Raw genomic sequence first — 22,641 nt, forward strand, 5'->3', positions numbered from 1 at the left:
CACCCCCACCCGACCCGCGCGCACTCCGAGCCGGCGCAGCCCCCGCAAGCCCCCGCCCCCGCGCGCCTTCCCCCGGCACGACGCCTGCCCGCGAGGGGCGGTGCTTCTCCCTCCCCCGCGTCCGCGCAGCGGCGCACGGGCACCCCGGCAAGCCCTGTTCGATCGCTCACGCCCCGACCAGCCGGCAGCCCACACTTCCCACGCCGTGCGCCGCCACGGCCTTCGTGCCTCCTGCGCCCTTCCCTGCTTCCCCTCCGCTCCGTTCCCCTCCGCTCCGCTCCCTTCAGCGTTTTCCGCGTCCGGGGAGGTCGGGGGCGGGTACACCAGCAGGTCCCAGCCGACGCACCAGCACCAGGGTCCGGTCGTCCGCGACATCCCGCGCCACCGTCCGTACGAGCTGCTCCGCCGCGCCGCGCGTGAGCTCCTGCTGCGTGCGGTGGGTCCGCAGCTCCGGCTCCGCAGCGGCCAGCAGCCGGAGCACACCCTCGTCCAGGTCCCGGCCCGGCACCTCCACCAGGCCGTCGCTGAACAGCAGCAGCGAGTCCCCGTGCGCCAGCCGCCCGGTCGACGCCGGGTAGGGGGCGCCGGGGATCAGGCCCAGCGCCGGGCCGCCGTGCGCGGCGAGGTCCCAGCCGCCGCCGTCCGCCCGGCGGAAGCGCGCGGCCGGCGGGTGGCCGGCGTTGAAGAGGCGGTAGTCGCCGGTGGCCGGACGCAGCGCGAGGTGGACCGCCGTCGCGAAGTGGTCGTCCCAGCCCATCCGGACCAGGTGGTCGTTGGCCGCCGGCAGGAACGCCTCCGGCGGCACCCGCCCCAGCAGCATCCCGAAGGCGCCCGACAGGTGCGTGGACCGCGCGGCGGCCCGGCTGCCCTTCCCGGACACGTCCACGAGCAGGAGCTCCAGCAGGTCGTCCTCGGGGCGGTGGGTGCAGAGGAGGAAGTCCCCGGAGAAGGAGGTGCCGCCGGCGGGGGCGAGGGCGCTGTCGAAGTGCCAGTCGAGGAGGCGGTCGGGGAGCCGGGCGAGGGTCCTGGTGTGCTCGGCGAGTTCGAGGAGGATGGAGTCGCCCTGGGTGCCGCGCAGCCCGAGCCGGTGCCGGAAGCGGTTCGCGACCAGCACTGTCGCCCCGGTGGCGGCGAGGACGAGGGTCACCCCGAGCCGTACGCAGTGCGGGTCCTGCAGGGCGGCCCCGAGCGCACTGCCCGCGAGGGCCGCGCACACGAGCACCAGCAACCGCCCGCGCGGCAGCACGAGCCCGCCGACCACGAGCGGCAGCACGAGCGCCGACGGGGGCCAGCTGTACGGCAGCGCGAGCGGCAGCAGCCCGAGCACCACCGTGAGCACCAGCAGCACGACGAGCGCGTCCCGCCCGGCCCGAGCGTCTCCGTCCAACAGCCGCCCGTACCACCGCCGCACCCTCCCGACCAGCGCGGGCAACAGGACCTCCACCAAACGGGTGGGCGGTCCCCGGTCATGACCCCCCAGTCAGCCCCGCCACACTAGCCCCCAGCAGAAACGTTCCCTCCGCCCCCACCCCCGAGCCCCCCGCACAGGAAGTCGCCCCCGCCGACTTCCCGTGCCTTCCGGATCGCCGCAGCCCGCTCCCGGGCCCTCCGGCGCCCTCGCCAACCTCCCTCCCCCGCACAGGGAGTCGCCCCCGCCGACTTCCCGTGCCTTTCGGACCGCCGCAGCCCGCCCCCAGGCCCTCTCGCGCCCTCGCCAACTTCCCTCCCCCGCACGAGAAGTCGCCCCTGCCGACTTCCCGCGTCGCCCTCATCCCGCCGCCGCACGGCCCCGGAGCGCGCTCTCCCGCCACGCCTGCTCGCGCGAGAAGTCGGTTCCGCCGACTTTCAGCGCGGCCTCGGTGTCCTGCAGAGGCGCTCCTTCGCCATGCCGCGCGCCCGATCCTGGCTCTCTCTTGCCCTCTTGCTCGCCGCACTGCGCGAGAAGTCGATCCCGCCGACTTTCTATGCACGCCGGGCCGGCAGGGCTCGCGCCAGGCTCTCCGTGCGCTCGCTGGCCTCACTGCGCAGGAGGTAGCCCCCGCCGACTTCCCATGCCTTCCGGACCGCCACATTCCGCCCCAGGCCCTCCCGCGCCCTCGCCAACCTCCTTCCTCCGCACGGGAAGTCGATCCTGCCGACTTCCCGCGTCGCCCTCATCCCGCCGCCGCACCGCCCCGGAGCGCGCTCTCCCGCCACGCCCGCCCGCACGAGAAGTCGGCTCCGCCGACTTCCAGCGCGCTCTCGGTGTCCTGCGGAAGCGTTCCTTCGGCGTGCCGTGCGCCCCGTTTTGCCCTCATGCCCTCTTGCTCGCCGCGCTGCGCGAGAAGTCGATCCCGCCGACTTCTCATGCGCCTCCGGGGACGAGCAGAACCGTTTCATCGCCGCCATGCGCAGAGTGCGCCGCCTCCCCGCCAATTGCACCGCGCCAAAAGTCGGCCCATTCGACTTCCAGCGCGCTGCCGCTTCTGCCAGGCTCCGTGCGCGGGAAGTCGGCCGGGGCGACTTCCCGCGCGGCTTGCCCAGTGCCCCACGGGTCTGCGCCCGCCGCATGAGAAGTCGACCCTGCCGACTTCCCGCGCTGCCACCCGACCCCGTGGCCTCGACCTCGTCCGCGCGAGAGGTCGACTCGGCCGACTTCTCGTGCGTTGTGCCCCGGGATTCCAGGGCCCGTAAGAAGTCGACGCTGCCGACTTTCGTGCGGTCCTCGGGTGGCGGGGGAGGGGGCGGTCGCGTCCTGCTCGCCTGGGAGGTCGATCTCGCCGACTTTTCGTGCTGCCCTGAACCTGCTGCCGCGCCCTCGCGTGGCGAGTGGCTCGGCACTGCCGGCGTGAGGGGTTGCCGGCCTCGGGGGCGCGATCAGGCCCGGCCCGAGTTCGGTCGCGCGAGAGGTCGACTCGGCCGACTTCTCGTGTGTTGTGCCCCGGGGTTCCAGGGCGCGCAGGATGTCGAACCTGTCGACTTTTCGTGCTGCCCTCAACCTGCTGCCGCGCCCTCGCATGGCGAGTGGCTCGGCACTGCCGGCGTGAGGGGTTGCCAGCCTCGGGGGCGCGATCAGGCCCGGCCCGAGTTCGGTCGCGTGAGAAGTCGACTCGGCCGACTTCTCGTGTCGCCTCAGGCCTTTGGCCAGGTGTGGAGGCCGCTCGTCAGGGTGGTGATGAGGCGGTCGTGGGTGGTGGTCAGGTCTTCGGCGAGTTGGAAGGCTCCGGCGATCGAGAGGGAGGCGAAGCCGTGGGCGAGGGAGCGGACGGTGCGGGCGGCGTGGATGGCTTCGGAGCCGTCGAGGCCGTACTCCCGCAGGACGGCGACGATCACCCCCACCAGCCGGGCCGCTGCCGCGTTGAGGTCGTCGTCCGCCTGGGGGGCCTGCGGCAGGGCGTTGTACCGGTGCGGGTACGCCGTCGCGTAGGCGTGGTAGGCGCGGAGGACGGCGGCGACGGCGTCGTCCCCGCTGCGGCCGAGGGCGGAGTCGGCGAGTCGGGCGGCCAGTTCCTCGGTGACGCGGACGGCGATGAGCCGCCGCAGTTCGGTGAGGCCGCCGCTGACGTGCTTGTACAGGGAGGGGGTGGCGACGCCGGCCCGGGTGGCGACGGCGGCGAGGGTGAGGCCGTCCGGTCCCTGGTCGTCGATGAGGGCGAGGGCGTGGTCGACGACCTGCTCGGGCGTCAGTCCGACTCGGGGCATGGCTCGGTCTCTCTGTGTCGTGATCCGGGGGGAGGAGGCTCAGGCGATCTCGGTGAGGAAGGGCAGCAGGGCACCGGCGACGGCCTGCGGGTTGTCGGCCATCGGGTAGTGCCCCGAGCCGTCGATCATCACCTTCCGGGCGCCGAGCGCCGTGGTCTGCCGGTCGGCGACGACCTCCGGCTTCGGGAAGTCGGGGTCCTTGGTGCCCATGAGGACGAGCGCCGGGCACCGCACGGCGGCGGTCCAGCCGACGGGCGAGGAGTCGCCGCGGACGTGTCCGCGGGTGGCGGTCCTGCGGCCGGGGGTGCGCAGCGAGTCGACGAGCCCGGCCACGTACGCGTCGAAGTCGGCCGGCTTGGCGCCCGGGTAGGCGAGCTTGCGGTGGTAGAAGCCCCAGAACGCGGGCCAGTGGATGACGACGGTCCCCATGGCGTGGACGACGCCGCGCATGAGGGCGTTCTGCGGGAGGTTCTCGATGAAGGCGTCGATCAGGACGATCCCGGCGACCCGCTCGGGCGCGTCCCCGGCGACCTTGACGACGGTCGCCCCGGTGTAGGAGCTGCCGGCCAGGACGGCCCGCTCGATGCCGAGGTGGTCGAGCAGGGCGAGGACGTCGGCGGCGATGGCGCCCGGCGCGTAGTCGTCCCAGGCGATCGAGGACTCGCCGAAGCCGCGCAGGTCCATGGTGATGACGCGGTGGCCGGCGGCGGCGAGCAGCGGGACGAGGTGCCGGTACGAGCGGCGGCTGTCGAGCATCCCGGGGAGGAGGACGACGGGGGTGCCGTCGCCCTTCAGGGTGTCGTCGAAGGCGATCCGGCCGCCGGGAACGTCGAGGTACTGGGTGTCCGGGGTGGTGGTGCCGTTCATGGTGGGCCTCCTCGGTCCGCTGCTGCGGTGGCATCGGTGGTGCTGCCGATAGCCATAAAGCTAAGGCTAATAGCCTTAGCCGTCAAGCTATCGGCCCGCTCCGATGTGAGGAGGCCGTCCGCGCCGACCGGCACCCCGTCCCCTCACGTCCCTTCGACCTTGAACGGGTCGTGCTCGCTGAGCAGCTTCTCCAGCCGGGCCTGGTCCACCCGGGTGACGATCTCGTTCGTCTCCTGCTTGTCCCGGATGACCTTGGCGAGCGTGAAGGAGGAGGTGACGGTGTAGAGCAGGCCGATCCCGAGGAAGGCCCGGGTCCAGGCCCCGACCGGCAGATAGGCGATCCCGAGGGCGAGGGCGGTGCCCGACAGGGCGAAGGAGAGCACGGCCTGGAGGTAGTACGCGGCCGTGGTGCGTGACTGCATCGGTGCGTTCATGGCGCCAGGATGGCGGCGGTCCGGCCGCCGCACATGAGTAGGAGTACTCAGACGGGCCTGGTCGGGCCGTCGTTCGGTGATGCCCAATCACGTTAAGTAGTGCCAGGGGTGGGTAAGAGCCGCAAATCGGCCATAGGGCACAAGCCGCCCGCCCGGTTGTCGGCCGTCCCGGGCGGATGGCTTGGAATCAGGGCGCCCTAGGATTAACGTTTGATAACGCAGCGCGGTCGAAACGCCGTACCCAGACGGCACCGTGCGCCGTCGCCTAATCCCGCCGGCCGGCCTCCGGGCAGGTCAGGGAGCCGGGGAACCACGTTCCTTGGGGTGAATCGGCGGGGCCCCGGCCCGGCCGTAGGAGACCTTCCTGCTCCGAACCCGTCAGCTAACCCGGTAGGCGCGAAGGAAGGAAAGGAGCACGCCTCCGTGGCGTCGACGCACACCCCGGCACAGCCCGCCGGCCCTGCCGCCGGTACCCAGCTCCTCGACCACCCCCGTCCGGCCGGGGACGAGTTCCCGGCCCCGGAGGCCGAGGCCAACCGCCACCGGATGCCGCGTCAGACCCGCGGAGCCTCACCGCTGCTCGGCGTCACCGCCGTCGCCGCCACCCTGGGCGCCACCGGCTTCGCCTCCGCGACCCCGGCCGCCGCGCCCGCCGTCGAGTCCCCGGACGAGGCCCCGGTCGCGCTCGCCGCAGACCCCGGCCTCGCGCTCGCCGCCCGCATCCAGCAGCAGGCCGACGGCCAGCGCACCGCCGCCGAGGAGAGCGCCCGCGTGCAGGCCGCGCAGGAGGCCCAGGCCAAGGCCGCCGCAAAGGAGGCCGAGGCGAAGAAGGCCGCCGACGACGCCGAGAAGGCCAAGGCCGCCGCCCTCACGCTGCCGGTGCGCGACTACAACCTGAGCGCCCACTACGGCCAGAGCGCCCGCTACTGGGCGCACCTGCACACCGGCCTGGACTTCGCCGCCGACACCGGCACCGCCGTGTTCGCGGTCGGCCAGGGCACGATCACCTCGGCCGGCTGGTCCGGCGCGTACGGCTACCGCATCGTCGAGACCCTGCCCGACGGCACCGAGATCTGGTACTGCCACCTCTCCTCGATCATCAAGGGCAGCGGCACGGTGACCTCCGGCCAGCAGATCGGCAAGGTCGGCGCCACCGGCAACGTCACCGGCCCCCACCTGCACCTGGAGGTCCGCCCGGGCGGCGGCGCCCCGGTCGACCCGGAGACCTGGCTCCAGCAGCGCGGCCTGAACCCCTAGCCGCCGCGCAACGCAAACAGGAAAGGCCCCGACCGTCGCCGGCCGGGGCCTTCCGCATCAGTCCTGTTCCGACGGCTCCGACGATTCCGGCGATTCCAGCGACTCCAGCGACTCCAGCGATTCCGACGGCTCCGACGGCTCCGGCGATTCCGACGGCTCAGACACCTGCGGCAGCTGCGCCAGGTACGCCTCGATCTCCGCCGGCCCCGGCTCCGGCGCGAGCTCCGGGAACTCCTCGACCAGCAGCCGCGGCAGCCCCGGCACCGTCCACTCGCCGCACAGCGCGAGCGCCGCCTGCACCGCCGCGTCCTCGAACTGCCCGAAGTCCCCGGCCAGTTCGTCCGGCATCGGGCGCCCCAGCGCGTTCAGCTCGGCGAGGTTGCGGTAGCTGCGCCGCATCAGGCCCTGCTCCAGCAGCCGCCGCGCGCCGTCCGTGGCCATGCCGACCGACAGCACCCGGCCCGGGCCCCAGCCCTGCTCGTCCGGCTCGTCCAGCCACCCGGCCTCGGCCAGCGCGGCGAACGCGTCCAGCCGGTCCTCCTCGGCCAGTTCGAGGAACCCGGCGAGCCAGTCCCGCACCGCGGCCCCGTCCGTGACGTCCACCCCGTGCGCGCGCAGCAGCACCGCGTACAGCCGGGGCCACGTCACCAGGTCGGCCCGGCGCAGCAGCCCGGCCGCGACCTCGCCCTGCCACTCGGCCTCGGCGTGCAGCCGCTCCTGCCGCTTGGCGTTGAGCCGCTTCGCCGCCCGCTGGTGGTCGACCAGCAGCCGGACGGCCTCGCCGTACGCGAACGGGTCCTCGTCGGGGGCGGGCTGGACGTACAGGTGGAGCCGCTCGTACAGCAGGTGTTCCACGGCGTCCGAGGTCAGTTCGGGCCAGCCGTCGCGCATCCTGCCCTCGCCCAGCTCCAGCAGCGCCAGCACCGTGCGCAGCGGCGCCTCGGCCACCGGGGTGCGGCCCTCCGCCGCCGCCCAGGCGAGCAGGTCGGCGGCCCTGGTGCGCGGGGCGAGCCGCAGGTCTTCGTCGTTCATAGCTCGAACGGTAACCGCTGGTCGGGGGTAGGGTCGGCAGCCATGGTCCCCGTACGTCTCACCGGCCCCCGGCTGGCCATCCGCGAGTACCACCACACCCCGGAGGAACTGGACGCGCTGCACGCGCTCTTCGGCGACCCGGAGGTCACGCGGTACCTCCCGTTCGAGCCGCGCGACCGCGAGGCCTGCGCGGACCAGCTCGCCCTCTACCTGGAGGGGGCGATGGAGGAGGAACGCGACACCTACCGGCTGGCCGTCACCCTCCACGGCGCCGACGCGGCACCCCGAGCCGACGCCGGAGCCGCACCCCGAGCCGACGCCGGAGCCGACGACCCGGCGGACGCCGCGCCGATCGGCCAGGCCGCCCTCACCCTCGGCCCGTACCGGTCGGCCGAGCTCGGGTACGTGCTGCGCCGGGACGCGTGGGGGCACGGCTACGGGAGCGAGACCGCCCGGCTGCTGTGCGTCCTCGCCTTCGACCACCTCGGCCTGCACCGGCTGGCCGCCTCCGTGGACGTCGACAACGCGGCCTCCGTCCGGGTGCTCGGGAAGCTCGGCTTCCAGCGGGAGGGCCGGGTCCGGCACGACGTCCTCAAAGGCGGCGTCTGGTCCGACTCGTACCTGTACTCGCTCCTCGCCGACGAGTGGCGGGGGAGCGGAACGGCGGGTACGGGGGGTTAACCCCACCCCGGATCCGCCAGGCCTCCGGATGCCGCCGGACCACCCCGCCCCACAAGAATGGAACCGTCAGCAGGGGAACGAGACGGGCAGGGGCCGGGACATGAGCAGCTTCACCACACACGACCGCGACTGGGACGTCCTGGACGGCCACGACGGCCGCACCGGCGAGCGCACCGACGACAGCCGCCCCGCCCGGGCCCGCCGCACCGAGGAACCGCCACCGTTCTGGCGGGCGCCGTTCTCCGCGCACTACTACCGCGAGGTCGGCTACGCCCTCACCGGGCTGCCGGTCGGGCTCGTGGGCTTCGCCGTCGCCGTCATCCTCTTCTCGTTCGGCGTCGGCACCTTCGTGACCGCCCTCGGACTGCCCGTCCTGGCCGGGCTGACGGTCGCGGCCCGCGGCTTCGGCCGGCTGGAGCGCTCCCGGGCCCGCGGCATGCTCGGCCTGGACGTGCCGGGACCGGCGCCGGTGCGCCAGAGCCGTCCCGGCACGTGGGGCGCGATCACCGCGCGGCTGGCGGACGCGGCCGGGTGGAAGGGCGTGCTGTACCAAGTGGTCATGTTCCCGTGGGCGGTGTTCAGCTTCGCGATGACGCTGGTGTTCCTGCTGGTCGGCTGGACGATGGCGCTCTACCCGCTCTACCACTGGGTCTTCCCGACCTTCACCTCGTGGCGGGGCTACAAGGTGTTCGACTACACGGACGGCAAGGGCGTCGAGCACGTCTACTTCGTCGAGGGCGCCGGGCAGATCGCCGCGGTGTCGGTGGCCGGCATCGTGATCGTCTTCCTCACCGCACAGCTGGTCCGCAGCCTGACCAACGTCAACCGGGCCGCGATCCAGGGCCTGTGCGGCCGCTGACCCGCCGAACGAGCCCCTCCCGGCCCCGACCGCGCCCCGGAACGCTCCGGATGCGGCCGGGGCCGGCCCGTGTTGCGATGGCCGGGTGGCCGACGACACCCCAGCCGCAGACCCAGCCGCGGACCCGGACCGCGCCGCGGACCCGGCCGTGGACCCGGACCCGCTGGTCACCTCCCGCCCCCTGGACGAGTACTGCGCGCTCTTCGGCCTCACCCGGGCCCGGTTGGCCGCCCTGCCGGGACCGGTGCTCGACTGCCCCGGCGGCGCCGCGGGCCTCCCCGCCGAGGCCCGCGCCCTCGGCTGCCGCGTGATCGCCGCCGACCCGGCCTACGCCCTGCCCCCGCCCGCCGTCGCCGCCCACGCGCTCGCCGCCCGGGCCGCGATGGCCGCCGCCATGACCACCCGCCCCGAGCTGTACCTGCCCGCGCGGCTGCTCCCGCCCGACCGCTACCTGCGCAGCTGGGATCGCGCCCGCCGCCTGTACGTCGCCGACGCCGCCGCCCACCCGGAGCGGTACGTGGCCGCCGCGCTGCCCCGACTGCCGTTCGCGGACGGCACGTTCGCCCTCACCCTGAGCGGCTACCTGCTCTTCGCCTACCCCGAACGCTTCGCTCCGGCACGGCAGTTGGACGCCCTGGTGGAGCTGGTCCGGGTGACCTCCCCGGACGGCGAGGTGCTCGTCCACCCGCTGCACGACGGCCGCGGCCGCGCCTGCGGCCACCTCGACGCCCTGCGGTACGCGCTCGGGGAGCGCCGGGTCGCCAGCGAGATCCGCCGCTTCCCGCGCGCCGGGGACGGTCACACCCGCCGCGTCCTCGCGCTGCGGGCCGCCGACCGCCGCCGCCGCCGCGAGGCCGGCCGCACCGCCTAGGAGCCGTCCCCCGGAGCCGCCTGCCGCGGCGGAACGGCCGCGGGCACGGAAGCAGGCACAGAAGCGGGCATGGACACAGGGGCCTGTGGGCCGGCCGGCGCCTCCAGCCGGGACAGGATCTTCTCCGCCAGCCAACTACGGTCCGAGCCGTACGGAATGCCGTCCGGCAGCATCAACTGCCCGGCCACCGCGTCCCGCAGCCGCTGCGCCTCCGCGTCCGGCAGCCCGGAGAGCAGGCCCCGCGCGGCCAGCAGCGCGTGGTACTGCTCGAAGCCCGAGCGCGGGCGCTCGATCGCGTCCAGCACGCTCGACAGGTCGGCGAGCGCAGGATCGCCCTGCATGAGCGCGAGCGCCTGGATCCGGCGGCCCTCCGAGCCGTCCGCGTACAGGTCCCGCACTTGGTCGGCGGTGAGCGCCGAGCGGCGTGCGGTCGAACGGACCTCGGCCACCACGCCGTCCGGCCCGGCCGCTTGCGACGCGGCGGACGGCGGCAGCTGCGCGGCGAGCGCGCCCGGCCGGTCCGCGCTGCCGCCCAGCACCCCGAGCTGCTGCATCGCGCGCACCCGCAGGTCGTCCGCGCCGACCTTGTCGCCGTGGCGGTCGCGGTCCTGCCCGGCCAGGAAGAGGTCCAGCGCCTGGTCCGCGTCGGTCAGCACCTGGGGCAGCGCGAGGCGGGTCACCAGCCAGCCGGCCAGGAAGCCGAAGACGGTGAAGTACAGCACCAGCGCCGCCGCGAACGGCACCGCCGCGTCCTCGCCGCCCAGCGCGGGCGCCAGCGCGGTGCCGAGCTGGTGCAGCCGTTCGCCGAGCGAGCCGAGCTGGGTCAGCCCGACCCCGAGCAGCACCTTGGTCAGCCAGTCCGAGACCTGCTCCAGGTTGGTGTTCGGCGCGTACGAGCCCTGCGGCTCGCCGGAGCCGTTGCGCACCCGCGGCACCCCGAACAGGAAGCCGAGCGCACCGCCGACGACCGACGACGCCCCGGCGATCACGAGCCCGCCGCCGAGCGCCTGCCAGGCGTGGGCGCGGCCGAGCGAGAAGAGCAGCAGGCCGAGCAGGCCCGTCCCGAACAGGACGGCGGCCGCAGCCCGTTGAGCCGTCCGCAGGGCCGCCGTGCCGGTCCGCCGCCGCGCCTTCGTCATCGCGTACCCCCTGTGCCCGCGTCGCTCCGCTCCGGAACCCCGGCCGACTCTAGCGTCGTGGTCCCACTGCGGACACGCCCCGGGGGTGCCGCGCGGGCGCCGCGGCGACGGCGGACGGAGAAACGCAGACGGCCCGTGGGCTGCTCCTCCGCGCCGGCCCGTGCACTGGCCAGGCGCCGAGGCACCGGGGATGTACCGGTGAGCCCACGGGCCGGGTGACTGCTGTGGATTTCGCCTGCCGGGAGCCCGAGGGCTCCACCCTGCGCAGGCAGGGGCGGCTCTAGCGAGCAGCCACCTCACGCATCCTGATGGAACTCAATTCAGGATCACCTCCTTTCAGTGTGTCGTCACTGTAGGCAGCGCCCCGGAGGGAGGGCAACGGATTATTCGCGCGACCGCTCGGGCGCTCTCGTGCCGGGGCCGGCGTCGGGGGCGGCGGGCGCCGGGGGTGGCGTACGGCCGGGGGAACGCGAAAGGCCCGGAGGACGGATCCTCCGGGCCTTTCGGCTACTGAGTAGCGGGGACAGGATTTGAACCTGCGACCTCTGGGTTATGAGCCCAGCGAGCTACCGAGCTGCTCCACCCCGCGTCGGTGAACCCAACAGTACGGGGAAGTCGCCCGAATGGGAAATCGGTTCTCCGGCGGCACCCGCGGGGCCGCGTCACCCCGGCCCCGCCGCGCGCCCGCGGCGCCGGGCCGCGTGCCGCACGCTGCGCGACCTCGCCCACGCCGCGAAGCCGACCAGCGCACCGAAGCAGGGCACCATCAGCACCGCGTACACCAGCAGGAACCCGTGCGTGCCCAGGTCCGCGGCGGCGTTCCAGATGCCGTGCAGGGCCATCGCCAGCAGCAGCCCGACCGGCGCGGCGATCCGGGCCAGCCAGCGGCGGCGGGTGGTGAGCGCGACCGCCACGCCGAGGCCGGTCAGCGCGGTGAACAGCGGGTGGGCGAACGGGGAGAGCAGGCCGCGCAGGACGAAGGTCTGCACGGTGCTGTCGAAGTCGCGCAGGCTCGGCGGCTCGCCGAGGCCGATGCTGTCCAGCCGCTGCTGCTGGTCGCTGGAGAAGGCCCGGCCGAGGTAGAGGGCGTTCTCGGTGAACGCGAACCCGCACGCGGCCATCCCGCCGAGCACCACCCCGGCGGCCAGCGTGCGCGGCCGGGAGCGCGTCGTCCGGCCGGGCCCGGCCGCGCCGGTGGACGGCGGGGCGGGCCGCAGGTAGGGCAGGGGGCGCAGATAGGGGCGCAGCCCGAGCCGCTCGCGGGCGTGCGGCCCGGCGGCCCGGCGCGCGTACGGGCGCGGGCTCCGGGGGCTCGGCAGGCGGCGCAGCAGCGGCGCGCAGGGGCGCCCGTCTCGGCGGCCGTGGCAGCGCGGGCGCAGGCCGATCGGCAGCAGGAGGACGAGCAGGGCGGTGCCCTTGGCGGTCTCCTCGATGACCGGGGTGACGATGCCCGCGCCCAGCAGCTCGCCGAGCGGGCCCTGGTGGCCGGTGAGGTGGCTGCTGGTCCAGTTGTTGGCGAGGATCGCGACGGTGGTCGCCGCGCAGGCGCCCCAGCCGAGGCAGAACACGGTGTGCCGCAGCGGCACGCGGGCGGTCAGGTTGAGCCAGGCGAGGCCGCCGAGCACGAACGGCAGCGGCACCATCGCGAGCCCGAGGCCGACCAGCAGCCCGGTCGTGCCGGTCTGCCGCCGGACCAGCTGCAGGATCAGCACCCCGCACGCGCCCAGCGTGAGCACGGCGGTCGCGGTGACGGAGGAGAGCGCGAGCGAACGGCCGCGCCCGGCGCGCGGGAGGGCGGCCGGGCCGGTGCCCGGCCAGGGCAGGAACCGGTGGGCCCGGCGCTTCCGCGGCCCCGGGATCGTCCGGGTGCCGCCGGTGCGCGGAGCCGTCTGCGGTGCGTCGGCGGCGGCCCGGACGGTGGACCGGAACCCGCCGCCCGACGGGCTGCTCACGCGGCTCAGGGTAGGCCACGGCACGGGCCCGGAGGGAGGACTCGGGACGAATCGTCCGGTGCGCGCCGGGCCCGTCGGCGGCCGGGGCCGGGCCGTTCGAACGGCCCGGACGGCTCAGCGGCGGCGGAACAGCAGGTCGTGGACCACGTGCCCCTTGGCGATGCCGGCCCGCTCGAACTTGGTGACGGGCCGCCAGTCGGGGCGCGGCGCGTACCCGGGAAGGCTGCCGTCCGGGTGGTCGGCGGGCTCCAGCCAGCCGGTGCCGTCGCCCTCGGGGTGCAGGTTCTCCAGCTCCGGCGACGCCGACAGCACGTCGAGCATCTGCTCGGCGTACGGCTCCCAGTCGGTGGCGCAGTGCACCAGGGCGCCCGGGGCGAGGCGGGGCAGGACGAGGTCGAGGAAGGAGGACTGGACCAGCCGGCGCTTGTGGTGCTTGGGCTTGGGCCACGGGTCGGCGAAGTAGACCCGCAGGCCGGCCAGCGAGGCGTCCGGCAGCATGTCGCGCAGCAGGATGACGGCGTCCCCGGCGGCGAGCCGGACGTTCCGGGAGCCGTCGCGCTCCAGCAGCCCGAGCAGGTTGCCGTGGCCGGGGGTGTGGACGTCGGCGGCGAGGATGCCCTTCGCCGGGTCGGCGGCGGCCATCGCGGCCGTGGTCTCGCCCATGCCGAAGCCGATCTCCAGCGTCACCGGGAGCTCGCCGAACAGCTCGCGCAGGTCGAGCGGGGTGCCGTCGATGGGGATGCCGTACGTCTCCCAGCCGCGGTCCAGGGCGCCCGCCTGGGCGTTGGTCATCCGCCCCCGGCGCGGCTGGAAGCTGCGGATGCGCCGCTCGCGGTGCTGGGCCTCGGTCGCCTTGTGCGGGTACATCGGCGCGGGGTAGCCGGCCGGCGCGGCGGACAGGCGGGCGGACGGCGATTGCTGGGGGATGGGGGCGGTGGCAGTCACAATCACCCGAGTCTACGGGGCCGCGCGGGGCGGCCGGAGGGGCGTGTGACGCGGCTCATCCGCCCCTCCGCGCGCCGCCCGTCCGCCCTTCCCCGCGCCACCCGTCCGCCCTTCCCCGGGCCGCTGGTCCGCTGGTCCGCATCGCCCCCGTACGGCTCACTCCTCCGCCTCCAGCGCGGCCAGCGCCCGGCGGGCCACCTCCCGGCCGATCGGCAGCGAGGCGGTCGCGGCGGGGGAGGGGGCGTTGAGGACGTGCACCAGGCGGCGCGGGGAGCGCGGGTCGGCCGGGTCGAAGCCGGCGAACGCGAAGTCGTCCAGCAGTGAGCCGTCCCGGGCGACGGCCTGCGCGCGCACCCCGGCGGTGGTCGGCACCAGGTCGTCGGCGGTCACGGCGGGCAGCAGCCGCTGGACGGCGGTGGTGAACGCCCGCTTGGACAGCGAGCGGTGCAGCTCGCCGACCTCGTACCGCCAGTGCCGCCGCAGGATCCGCCAGGTGCCGGGGAAGGCCAGCGTGCCGGCCAGGTCGCGCGGGCGGACCGTCCGCCAGTCGTACCCCTCGCGGGCCAGCGCGGGCACGGCGTTCGGGCCGACGTGGACGTCCCCGTGGACGCCCCGGGTCAGGTGCACGCCGAGGAAGGGGAACGCCGGGTCGGGCACCGGGTAGACCAGGCCGCGCACCAACTCGCGGCGTTCCTTGACGAGTTCGTAGTACTCGCCGCGGAACGGCACGATCCGCAGGCCCGGGTCGTCGCCGGCCAGCCGGGCGATCCGGTCGCTGTGCAGCCCGGCGCAGTTCACCAGCACCCGGCAGCGCAGCTCGCCGGTGGAGGTCTGCACCGTCACCCCGTCCGCCCGCCGGTCCACCGCCCGCAGCTCGCAGCCCGGCCGCAGTACGGCGCCCGCCTCCCGGGCCAGCCGGGCGTAGGCCGTGGCGACGGCCGGGAAGTCGCAGATGCCGGTGGTGGCGACGTGCAGGCCGGCCAGGCCGGTGACCTCCGGCTCGTGGCGGGCGATCCCGGCCCGGTCCAGCTCGGTGACCGGGATGCCGTTCGCCCGCCCGCGCTCGGCCAGCGCCGCCAGCCGCGGCAGTTCGTCGGCGCGGGTGGCGACGACGAGCTTGCCGGTCACCTCGTGCGGGACCCCGTGCTCGCGGCAGAAGTCGACCATCTCGGCGGCGCCCGCCACGGCGAACCGCGCCTTGTACGAGCCGGGCCGGTAGTAGAGGCCGCTGTGGATCACCCCGCTGTTGCGCCCGGTCTGGTGGGCGGCGAAGCCGGGCTCCTTCTCCAGCACCGCGATCCGCAGCTCCGGCCGGGCCGCCGTCAGCGCGTACGCCGTCCCGAGTCCGACGATCCCGCCGCCCACCACCAGCACGTCGAAGTCGTACGTCACTGCCGCTCCTCGCAGTCCGCCCGGCCGGCCCCCGCCCGTTGTCGGGCCCGGGGCCGAGTTCGCCGCCGATGCTGCCACGGCGGGCGGGAGCGGTCGAGGGTGCGTGAACCGGTGGACGGCCTCCCGGCGCGCGCGAGGCGGTCACGCCGGGGCGACGATCACCGCCCGGGCGCGCTCGGCCAGTTCGCGGACCCGTCGCTCGCCCTGGAAGGGCTCAAGGCGGCGCAGCATCTCGACCACGTACTCCCGGCTGCGCTGCGAGGAGATCCGGCCGGCCACCTCGACGGCGCGCTCGCCGGCGGCGACCGCGGCGTCCAGGTTGCCCGCCTCGGCCTCGGCCATCGCCGAGACGACGAGCCGTAGTCCGTGCGAGCGGACGAAGCCCTCGGTGGGCTTGGCCAGCGCCTCGCGGGTGAACTGCCGCACCTTGGCGGGGACCCCGAGGTCCCGGAAGCACTCGGCGGCGTCGGCGGCGAGGCGGTCGTAGGCGTAGAAGTCGATCCAGGAGGGATCCGGGTCACCGGCGCGCGCTCGTTCGAGTGCGCTCTCCGCCGCGCCGAGCGCCGTCGCGCACGCCGCCGCATTGCGGGCCTTGGCCTGGGCCCGTGCCTCCACCAGGTGGAAGAAGCTCATCGTCCGGGCGGTGGCGAGGCCCCGGTTGCGCTCCAGGGCGGCCTGCGCGAGGTCCACCGCCTCCTCGGCGAAGCCGCGGTAGCCCGCCTGGAGGCTCATCGAGGCGAGCACGTAGCCGCCGAGCGGCACGTCGGCGGCGGCCCTGGCCAGGCGCAGGGCCTGGATGTAGTAGCGCTGGGCGGCCTCGTGCTGCCCGGTGTCGAAGGCCATCCACCCGGCCAGCCTGGTGAGTTCGGCCGTCGCGCCGAACAACGCCCGGCCGACCGCGTCGCTGTACGAGGCGAGCAGCAGCGGTGCCGCCTCCACCCGCAGGCACTCCGGCACCATGGACGAACGCCAGTCCCCGCCGCCGTACTTGGAGTCCCAGCGGCGCGCCTCCTGGGCGGCCTCGCGGAGCTTGGCGGCGTCCGAGTGGCCGACCCGGAAGGGCGCCGACTCGCTCGCGGCGCGCGGCACCTCGCGGGCCACCGAGCCGTCCGCGGGGTTGATCAGCCAGCGGGAGACGGGCGTCGCGTAGGCGGCGACCGAGAAGGTGCCCGCCAGGCTGTCGCTCCAGCGCCCGCCGCCGGGCCCGCGGCGCAGGTCGAGGTCGACCCGCCACAGGTCGGTGGCCGAGCGGACCGCCTCGGAGACCTCCCGGGGGAAGGCCAGGCCGAGTTCGGGTGCCGGGTCGGTGTCGCCGAGCCCGATCTCCTCCAGCGGGACGGGCCGGCCGAGCTTGCCGCCGATGGCGGTGGCGATCAGGTGCGGGACGGGCCCCTGCGGGACCATGCCCTTGCCCACCCAGCGGGCCACCGAGGTCTTGTCGTAGCGCAGCGTCAGCCCGCGCTGGGCGCCGAGGTCGTTGACCCGGCGGGCCAGCCCCGCGTTGCTGATCTGGGCGAGGGACAGGAGCGTGCCGAGCCGTTCGTTCGGTCCTCGTGGGCTGACGGTCATGGTGGCGGCGGCACCTCCTGCGGCCTTGTGCGCGGGGCCCGGGCGGCACCGGGCCGTAGCTGCTGTACCTAGAGTAGTCGGACGCGTTCCGACGGTTAAGAGGCCTCATTCCGGATGGCGGGATCGCGCACCCGGCGCCCCCGCGCGGTGAGTTCGCGGGACCGGGCCGGGGCCGCCGGGAACGGACCGGGGGCGCCGCGCGCCGGAGCGTCGTGCTCCGGTCCCGTGTTCACGTGCGCCCGGCCGTGCCCCCTGGCCCGACCGGCGGCGCGGCGATTCGCTGGTGGTCGTGGGTCGGCCCGCCGTCGAGGACCCGGCGGGCCGGGGGATGCCGCCGCCTCAATCCCCGCGGGTGGCGGCGAAGTCCGGGAGGGCATGCGGATGCCCTCCCGGGCTCGACGACGCCTTTCGGCCATCTCGCGATGCCCATGCCAAAGGCGTCCTCGCGGGCGGTCCGGGCCATGGAGGGGGAGGCCCGGCCCGCCCGGAGGAGAACGACGCCCACCGCCCACCGAACGGATCCGGCCGCATGCCGGCGCCGGCCGCACCGCCGTGCCGGGGAGAGCGGCCGCCGTCGCTTCGGACCCGCACGTTCCGCGTGCCCGGGCTCCGAACTCCCGCGGCGCGCAACCGGAACCGACAACACCGGTCACCGCGGCGCCAACCGGTGGCACGATGTCTCCTGACGGCGCGCCGGAACGGACCGGGCAGCCGCCGCGGCGCACGCGACGAGCCGGCCCGGGGCTGCCCGCCGGCGGACGTGCCGCACGGCGGCAGGTCCTCGTCCGGTGGAGGCGCGATGCGGTGGCTGACGGGCTGGAGCACGGGCGCGCCCCGTGCGGGCGCACCGGCGTACGAAGCGCTCGCAACGGTCGCGCCGATCGCCGCGCACGCCCTCTGGACCGGCGCCAACCCGCTCTGGGCGGTGGGCGACTGGCGTCCCGAGGAGATCCGCCTCGTCACCCTGCGGCCCGGCGCCCGCGCCGCCGTCACCGGCGGGTTCGCCGCCCCCGACCCCGTCGAGGACACCCCCGCCACCACCCGGCTCGCCGTGCTCGGCCACTGCGGCGCCACCGACGCCGAACTCGCCGCCGGCCTCGCGGCCGCCCGCGGCGGCGCCGTCCGCCACCTCACCGCCTGGCCCGGCAGCTACACCGTCGTGCTGCGCACCGGCACCCGCTCCACCCTGCTGCTCACCGACCTGGCCGGCGCCCAGCAGGTCTTCCACACCCCCTGGTGCGGCGGCACCGCGTACGCCACCGCCGCCCTCCCGCTCGCCGACCTGGTCGGCGCGCCCCTCGACACCGGCCACCTCGCCGCCCGGCTCGCCTGCCCCGAGTCGCCCGAGGCCCTCGGCACCGGCACCCCCTACCTCGGCGTCCAGCGGGTGCCGCCCGGCCACGTGCTCGCTGTCCGCGGCGGCCGGCCCTACCTCGACGCCTACGACGAGCCCGGCGGCAGCGCCGACCAGCCGCGCGGGGAGGCCCCCGCGGTGCGCGAACTCACGCGCGCCCTGCTGGAATCCGTCCGCTCCCGGGTCCGCACCACCGCGCCCGCCCCGCCCGGCGGCGGCCGCCCCCGGCTCGGCGTCGACCTGTCGTACGGCACGGCGTCCGCGACCGTCGCCCTGCTCGCCGCCGCGGTGCCGCTGCCGCCCGCGCCCCAGCCGGCCTCGCCGTCCGCGTCCCCGGGCGGCGGGCAGGAGCCCGGCGCGGCGACGGCAGGCGGCGTGCGGACGGGAGGTGCGCGGACGGGCGCACGGACGGGAGGTGCGCGGACGGGCGCGGTCAAGGGCTCCTGGGCCCGTACGGCCGCCCAGGAGCCCGCCGCCCCCGAACAGTTGGCCGCCGTCACGCTCGGCGAGACCGAACCCCCGGCCACCCTCGCGCTCGCCCCCGACACGCCCCGGCTGCGGCACACCGTGCTCGACCCCGGCCCCGACGCCCTCCCCTACGCGAGCCTGCGCACCGACCCGCAGTCCGGGCGGCTCACCGACGAACCCGGCCCCGAACTCGTCGCCGCCGCCCGCGCCGAGGCCCGCTTCGACGCCGGCGGCACCGACCACCTCACCGGCTACGGCGCCCGCCAGGTCCTCGACGGGCACCCGGCCCGGCTCGCCGACCTCATCCGGGCCGGCCGGCCCCGCGAACTCCTGCCGCCCGTCGCGGCGTTGGCGGGCGTCGACCGCGCCGCGGCCGGCGTCCTCACGGGTGCGCTGCGCACCCCGCTCACCGTCGTCCGGGCCGCGCACCGGCTCTCCCGGATCCGCTACGCGGAGGCCCTGGACGACGCCGCGGCGAAGCTGACGGCCCGGCACGTCCCCGACGGCGGCGGCACGGCGGGCCACCGCTCGGCCGGCGACCTCGCCTGGTGCGTCCCGGGCCCGGCCGCCCGCTGGCTCTCCGACGACGCGCTCTCCGCGGTCGCCCTGCGGCTCCGCCTGGCGGCGCGCAGACCGGCGCCCGAGGAACACCCGGGCGCGCGGCGGGCCCGGCACGCCCTCCACCGGCAGGCGTACTCCTTCCGCACGCTCGTCCACGCGGCCGAACAGCCGGGTCAGCGCCTCCACGCCCCCTTCCTGGACAACCAGGTGGTCCGCGCCGCCCGCCTCCTCCCCGACGACGTCCGCCTCCAGCCCGGGGCCCGGCACGCCCTCCTGCACGCCGTCCTCACCGGTGCCGGCCGCACCGACCTCCCGCCCGACTGGGGCCGCGGCCCCCGCCCCGACCGCACCGCCCCCGCCCGCGCGGGCCTGCGCCTCGCCGCGGACGGCCTGGCCGAGCTCTTCGACGCCCCCCTCCTCGCCGAAGCCGGCCTCATCGACCTCCCCGCCGTCCGCGCCGGCCTCGCCGACCCCGCCACCCTCCGCTCGCCGCACGCCCTCGCGGGCCTCGCCGACCTGGTCTCCACCGAACTCTGGCTCCGCCGCGTCCGCGCCCGCCGCCACGGCGCCTGCTGGACCGGCCTCCCCCAGCCCACGCATCCCGCCCTCACCTCCTGAAACCCGCCCGCCGTCACCCCACCCCTACTCACCCAGGCGCACCCCAAGCGCCCCACGCCCCCACCGGCCCCCAACCCGCCCAGGCGCACCACGATCACCACGCGCTCCTAGCCCGCCACCACCCGCCCCGCTGGGGCGCAGCACCTCGCCATCACCCGCCCCGCCCGACCACGGCCCTCGTCCGACCCAGGCGCACCACGATCACCACGCACCCCACCTCTTTGGCCGACTCGCCACCAGCCGCATCCGGTCACCGGCAAGCCGGTGACCCCGACCACCCCTTGCGAGCCGCCCGCCTCTCTGGGGCCCGGCTCGGCAGGAGCCCGCGCCTCCCGCCATCTCCCGACCCGACCTGCCCCGCCGCCCGGCTCGGAGAGCTCCCACCCCAGCGCCCACTCGGCTGCCTCCTCGCCCGCCTCCCAGGGGCCCTCGTCCCCCCTCGCCCGACCTGCCCCGCCGCCCGGCTCGGAGAGCTTCCATCCCAGCGCCCCCTCGGCCGCGTCCCCGCCCGCCCCGTCGCGCGGCTCCCAGAGGCCCTCGCCCCCCATCTCCCCACCCCCGCCGCGCGGCTCGGCGGCCCCCCGTGCGGGGCGGGTGATGATGGCGGGGTTGCCGTTGGGCGCGGGTGTGAGGAGGCGGTCGTGGTCGGGGTGAGCCAGGAGGAGCCGGTGCCGGTGGTGCTGTCGGTGCTCGGGCGGCCGCCGACGGGGCGACCGCCCGGGGTGCTGGCGGCGTGCGACGGGTCGGACGGGTCGCTGTGGGCGCTGGACCGGGCGATGACGGAGGCGGAGCTGTTCGGTCTGCCGCTGTACGTCCTCGCGGTGGTGAACCCGGCGCCGGCCGGTTACCCGCCCGGGATGGCGGAGCTGGTGCAGGAGAGCGTCGAGACGCTGGTGGAGAGCATGGCGAACGGGCTGCGCCGGTCCGTCGCCGCCGTGCAGCAGCAGCGTTCGCGCCCGTACGCGGGGGAGTTGTCGTTGCACGTGGTGCTGGGGAACGTGATCGAGGTGCTGCTGGAGGCGTCGGCCCGCCAGCACACCCTGGTGCTCGGCACCCGCGGCAACGGCGGTTTCAACCGGCTGCTCCTGGGGTCGGTGAGCACGGCCGCCGTCCACCACGCGGCCTGCCCGGTGCTGGTGGTGCCGGCGCCGTCGCAGGTCTGAGTCGTCGGGAATGTCCCGAGATGGTTCACCGTTCACCTATCTCGTCAGACGCATCCCCACCCCTGGAGCCCCCGTCATGAAGGTCGAGATCTACTCCGACATCGCCTGCCCCTGGTGCTACATCGGCAAGCGCCGCTTCGAGGAGGCGCTGGACGGTTTCGCGGGCAAGGAGGGCGTCGAGGTGGTCTACCGGCCGTACCAGCTGGTCCCGGACGCGCCGGCGACGGCGAGCCCGCACCGGGAGTGGCTGGCCGAGCGGTACGGCCCGCAGTCCGTCGCGATGGACGCCCGCGTCGCCGAGCTGGGCCGGGCCGAGGGCATCACGTACGACTTCGACGCCGCGCTGCACGCGAACACGTTCCTCGGCCACCGCCTCCTGCACCTCGCGGAGACGGAGTACGGTGCCGCCGTCCAGGGGCGGCTGAAGGAGGCGCTGCTGAAGGCGCACTTCACCGACGGCGTCGACGTCGGCGACCGCGCCGCGCTCACGGACGTCGCGGTGGCCGCGGGTCTGGACCGCGAGCGCGTGGCGGCCTACCTCGCGGGCGACGAGGGCACCGCCGAGGTGCGCGCGCAGCTGGCGGAGGCCCGGGAGCTGGGCATCACCGCCGTCCCGACCTTCGTGTTCGAGGGCAAGTGGGCGGTGCAGGGCGGCCAGGAGGCCGAGACCTTCCGCCAGGTGCTGGAGCAGGTGGCCGCCGAGATCGGCGAGCGCAGGCCGGCTCCCGTCCAGGTCGCCCCGGCCGGGGAGGCCTGCGCGGACGGCGCCTGCGCGATCTGACCGCCACCAGGCGGCCCCCGGAGGCCCGCTTCAGGAGCGCTCGTTCACGAGCACCTGAAGCGGGCCTCCGCCCAGTCGGCCACGTTCAGCGCCGACCAGACGCCGTGCACCGGCGTGACGACCAGCCGGATCGACGTCTGCCCGGCGAGGGGCACGTGCACGGGCACCGCGTCGTCCCCGGCCGCGAGCGCGGGGGAGCGCCACAGGGTGCTGCCGTCGCCGCCCTGCACCGAGAAGACGACGCCGCCGGGCGACACCGTCAGGTCGTCGAGGCCGGCGACGGCGTCGAAGGACGTGCAGGCGCGGTTGAGGTCGATCTGCGTGGTGGCGGGGGCGTGCACGGTGAGGGCGTGCGGGTGGTGGTCGCCGCCGATCCAGGCGCCGTCGTGCTGCCAGAACCAGTCCGTGCCCTTCTGCCGGATGGCGGGTCCGGTCGGCGGGACCCGGTTGTTGCCGGGCTTGTGGACGGGCAGCGAGTCGGCCCAGAAGTCGGTGGGCCCGGGCGGCGTCGGCGGTGTGACGGTCGGCGTCGGCACCGGGGGCACGGTCGGCGCGGGCACGGTCGGGGTCGGGACGGGCGGCACCTCGGGCGTGGGCACGACCGGCGTCTCGGGGACCGGCACGGCGGGCGGTGTGACGACCGGACGGGCGTGCGTGGGAGTGGGAGCCGGCGCGCTCGTGGTCGCGGGCGGCGGCGTGGTCTTGCGCGCCGGGCTCGGGACGGACGACGGCGTCGGCGTCGGGGTCGGCTTGGGGGAGGGGGCGGGCGGTGGCACGGGCGCCGGTGCGGCGCTGCTCGGTGCGGGCGCCGGTGCCGCGGGTGCGGGCGGCTCCGGGGCCGGGGCGGCGGGGGACGCGGACGCGGTGGGCGCCGCGACCGGGGGCCGGGCCTCGGGCGAGGCGGTGAGCGCGTAGGCGGCGACGGCGGCCGCGGCCACCGCGACGGCGGCGGCGATGCCGGCCTTGGCGGCCGTGCCGAGGCCCTCCGCGGCGACCGCGCCGGCCCCGGACCCGCTC

At 76.0% G+C, this 22,641-nt stretch carries 18 protein-coding genes, 1 tRNA gene and 1 riboswitch; of the genes, 7 read left to right on the forward strand and 12 right to left on the reverse strand.

From position 1 onward, the window contains the following. Window positions 1–283 precede the first annotated feature (283 nt). The 4 genes from ACFXDE_RS14185 to ACFXDE_RS14200 all read right to left on the reverse strand — a co-directional run bounded on the left by ACFXDE_RS14185 (window position 284) and on the right by ACFXDE_RS14200 (window position 4,982). Complete coding sequence (locus ACFXDE_RS14185) at window positions 284–1,387, reverse strand: PP2C family protein-serine/threonine phosphatase (RefSeq protein ID WP_380494037.1); 1,104 nt, start codon at window positions 1,385–1,387, stop codon at window positions 284–286. 1,724 nt (window positions 1,388–3,111) lie between these two features. Beyond that, window positions 3,112–3,681: a TetR/AcrR family transcriptional regulator gene (locus ACFXDE_RS14190; RefSeq protein WP_380436881.1), complete on the reverse strand. Its 570-nt coding sequence runs from the start codon at window positions 3,679–3,681 to the stop codon at window positions 3,112–3,114. Between the two features lie 39 nt (window positions 3,682–3,720). After that, window positions 3,721–4,548 (reverse strand): alpha/beta fold hydrolase, encoded by an 828-nt coding sequence (locus ACFXDE_RS14195; protein WP_380494040.1) that lies wholly within the window; start codon window positions 4,546–4,548, stop codon window positions 3,721–3,723. A 143-nt stretch (window positions 4,549–4,691) separates the two neighbouring features. Beyond that, window positions 4,692–4,982 (reverse strand): YiaA/YiaB family inner membrane protein, encoded by a 291-nt coding sequence (locus tag ACFXDE_RS14200; RefSeq protein ID WP_380436885.1) that lies wholly within the window; start codon window positions 4,980–4,982, stop codon window positions 4,692–4,694. Window positions 4,983–5,234: 252 nt separating this feature from the next. After that, window positions 5,235–5,393, forward strand: a riboswitch (cyclic di-AMP (ydaO/yuaA leader). A gap of 12 nt (window positions 5,394–5,405) precedes the next feature. Between ACFXDE_RS14200 and ACFXDE_RS14205 the strand changes: the two genes are divergently transcribed. Further along, entirely contained in the window at window positions 5,406–6,239 is an 834-nt protein-coding gene (locus tag ACFXDE_RS14205) for a M23 family metallopeptidase (RefSeq protein WP_380494042.1), read from the forward strand. Between the two features lie 57 nt (window positions 6,240–6,296). On the opposite strand, the gene ACFXDE_RS14210 is transcribed toward ACFXDE_RS14205, so the two are convergent. Continuing rightward, the gene (locus ACFXDE_RS14210; RefSeq protein ID WP_380494044.1) at window positions 6,297–7,271 is read right to left on the reverse strand and encodes a hypothetical protein; all 975 of its coding nucleotides are present in this window, start codon (window positions 7,269–7,271) and stop codon (window positions 6,297–6,299) included. 42 nt (window positions 7,272–7,313) lie between these two features. Here ACFXDE_RS14210 and ACFXDE_RS14215 point away from each other — a divergent pair, with 42 nt between their 5' ends. The 3 genes from ACFXDE_RS14215 to ACFXDE_RS14225 all read left to right on the forward strand — a co-directional run bounded on the left by ACFXDE_RS14215 (window position 7,314) and on the right by ACFXDE_RS14225 (window position 9,682). Further along, a complete protein-coding gene (locus ACFXDE_RS14215) occupies window positions 7,314–7,952 on the forward strand; it encodes a GNAT family N-acetyltransferase (protein WP_380494045.1) in 639 nt (212 codons plus the stop codon). 100 nt (window positions 7,953–8,052) lie between these two features. Next, a complete protein-coding gene (locus ACFXDE_RS14220) occupies window positions 8,053–8,811 on the forward strand; it encodes a sensor domain-containing protein (RefSeq protein WP_380494047.1) in 759 nt (252 codons plus the stop codon). Between the two features lie 85 nt (window positions 8,812–8,896). Next, window positions 8,897–9,682, forward strand: coding sequence for a hypothetical protein (locus ACFXDE_RS14225; RefSeq protein WP_380494049.1), 786 nt, complete (start codon window positions 8,897–8,899; stop codon window positions 9,680–9,682). Here the strand turns inward: ACFXDE_RS14225 and ACFXDE_RS14230 are convergent. The 6 genes from ACFXDE_RS14230 to ACFXDE_RS14255 form a co-directional block, all read right to left on the reverse strand. Next, window positions 9,679–10,821, reverse strand: coding sequence for a hypothetical protein (locus ACFXDE_RS14230; RefSeq protein WP_380494051.1), 1,143 nt, complete (start codon window positions 10,819–10,821; stop codon window positions 9,679–9,681). The two genes, ACFXDE_RS14225 and ACFXDE_RS14230, sit on opposite strands and share 4 nt — an antisense overlap. Before the next feature lie 515 nt (window positions 10,822–11,336). After that, window positions 11,337–11,410, reverse strand: a tRNA-Met gene (locus ACFXDE_RS14235). A 73-nt stretch (window positions 11,411–11,483) separates the two neighbouring features. Then, complete coding sequence (locus tag ACFXDE_RS14240; protein ID WP_380494053.1) at window positions 11,484–12,773, reverse strand: PrsW family intramembrane metalloprotease; 1,290 nt, start codon at window positions 12,771–12,773, stop codon at window positions 11,484–11,486. Between the two features lie 114 nt (window positions 12,774–12,887). Next, window positions 12,888–13,718 (reverse strand): tRNA (guanosine(46)-N7)-methyltransferase TrmB, encoded by an 831-nt coding sequence (trmB, locus tag ACFXDE_RS14245; protein WP_380436901.1) that lies wholly within the window; start codon window positions 13,716–13,718, stop codon window positions 12,888–12,890. Window positions 13,719–13,874: 156 nt separating this feature from the next. Continuing rightward, the gene (gene lhgO, locus ACFXDE_RS14250) at window positions 13,875–15,110 is read right to left on the reverse strand and encodes an L-2-hydroxyglutarate oxidase (protein WP_380436903.1); all 1,236 of its coding nucleotides are present in this window, start codon (window positions 15,108–15,110) and stop codon (window positions 13,875–13,877) included. A 141-nt stretch (window positions 15,111–15,251) separates the two neighbouring features. Further along, window positions 15,252–16,679: an MFS transporter gene (locus tag ACFXDE_RS14255; RefSeq protein ID WP_380436905.1), complete on the reverse strand. Its 1,428-nt coding sequence runs from the start codon at window positions 16,677–16,679 to the stop codon at window positions 15,252–15,254. A 799-nt stretch (window positions 16,680–17,478) separates the two neighbouring features. Between ACFXDE_RS14255 and ACFXDE_RS14260 the strand changes: the two genes are divergently transcribed. The 3 genes from ACFXDE_RS14260 (at window position 17,479) to ACFXDE_RS14270 (ending at window position 21,624) form a co-directional block, all read left to right on the forward strand. Continuing rightward, the gene (locus ACFXDE_RS14260) at window positions 17,479–19,680 is read left to right on the forward strand and encodes an asparagine synthase-related protein (RefSeq protein WP_380494056.1); all 2,202 of its coding nucleotides are present in this window, start codon (window positions 17,479–17,481) and stop codon (window positions 19,678–19,680) included. A 641-nt stretch (window positions 19,681–20,321) separates the two neighbouring features. Further along, window positions 20,322–20,843 carry a universal stress protein gene (locus ACFXDE_RS14265; RefSeq protein ID WP_380494058.1) on the forward strand — a complete coding sequence of 174 codons (522 nt, stop codon included), beginning with the start codon at window positions 20,322–20,324 and terminating at the stop codon, window positions 20,841–20,843. 76 nt (window positions 20,844–20,919) lie between these two features. Beyond that, on the forward strand, window positions 20,920–21,624 hold the full coding sequence (locus ACFXDE_RS14270) for a DsbA family oxidoreductase (RefSeq protein WP_380494060.1): 705 nt from the start codon (window positions 20,920–20,922) through the stop codon (window positions 21,622–21,624). Window positions 21,625–21,668: 44 nt separating this feature from the next. Here the strand turns inward: ACFXDE_RS14270 and ACFXDE_RS14275 are convergent. Then, on the reverse strand, window positions 21,669–22,641 hold a 973-nt coding region (locus ACFXDE_RS14275), incomplete at its 5' end, for an NPCBM/NEW2 domain-containing protein (RefSeq protein ID WP_380494062.1).

The organism is Kitasatospora sp. NPDC059408, from assembly GCF_042751525.1.
Lineage (GTDB): Bacteria > Actinomycetota > Actinomycetes > Streptomycetales > Streptomycetaceae > Kitasatospora.

Bases quoted from the DNA above. Each gene is read 5' to 3' on its own strand.
- ACFXDE_RS14220 (WP_380494047.1), top strand. From the start codon at position 8,053: ATGAGCAGCTTCACCACACACGACCGCGACTGGGACGTCCTGGACGGC.
- ACFXDE_RS14230 (WP_380494051.1), bottom strand. From the start codon at position 10,821: ATGACGAAGGCGCGGCGGCGGACCGGCACGGCGGCCCTGCGGACGGCT.
- ACFXDE_RS14255 (WP_380436905.1), bottom strand. From the start codon at position 16,679: ATGACCGTCAGCCCACGAGGACCGAACGAACGGCTCGGCACGCTCCTG.
- ACFXDE_RS14270 (WP_380494060.1), top strand. From the start codon at position 20,920: ATGAAGGTCGAGATCTACTCCGACATCGCCTGCCCCTGGTGCTACATC.
- ACFXDE_RS14260 (WP_380494056.1), top strand. From the start codon at position 17,479: ATGCGGTGGCTGACGGGCTGGAGCACGGGCGCGCCCCGTGCGGGCGCA.
- ACFXDE_RS14200 (WP_380436885.1), bottom strand. From the start codon at position 4,982: ATGAACGCACCGATGCAGTCACGCACCACGGCCGCGTACTACCTCCAG.
- ACFXDE_RS14190 (WP_380436881.1), bottom strand. From the start codon at position 3,681: ATGCCCCGAGTCGGACTGACGCCCGAGCAGGTCGTCGACCACGCCCTC.
- ACFXDE_RS14210 (WP_380494044.1), bottom strand. From the start codon at position 7,271: ATGAACGACGAAGACCTGCGGCTCGCCCCGCGCACCAGGGCCGCCGAC.
- ACFXDE_RS14195 (WP_380494040.1), bottom strand. From the start codon at position 4,548: ATGAACGGCACCACCACCCCGGACACCCAGTACCTCGACGTTCCCGGC.
- ACFXDE_RS14215 (WP_380494045.1), top strand. From the start codon at position 7,314: ATGGTCCCCGTACGTCTCACCGGCCCCCGGCTGGCCATCCGCGAGTAC.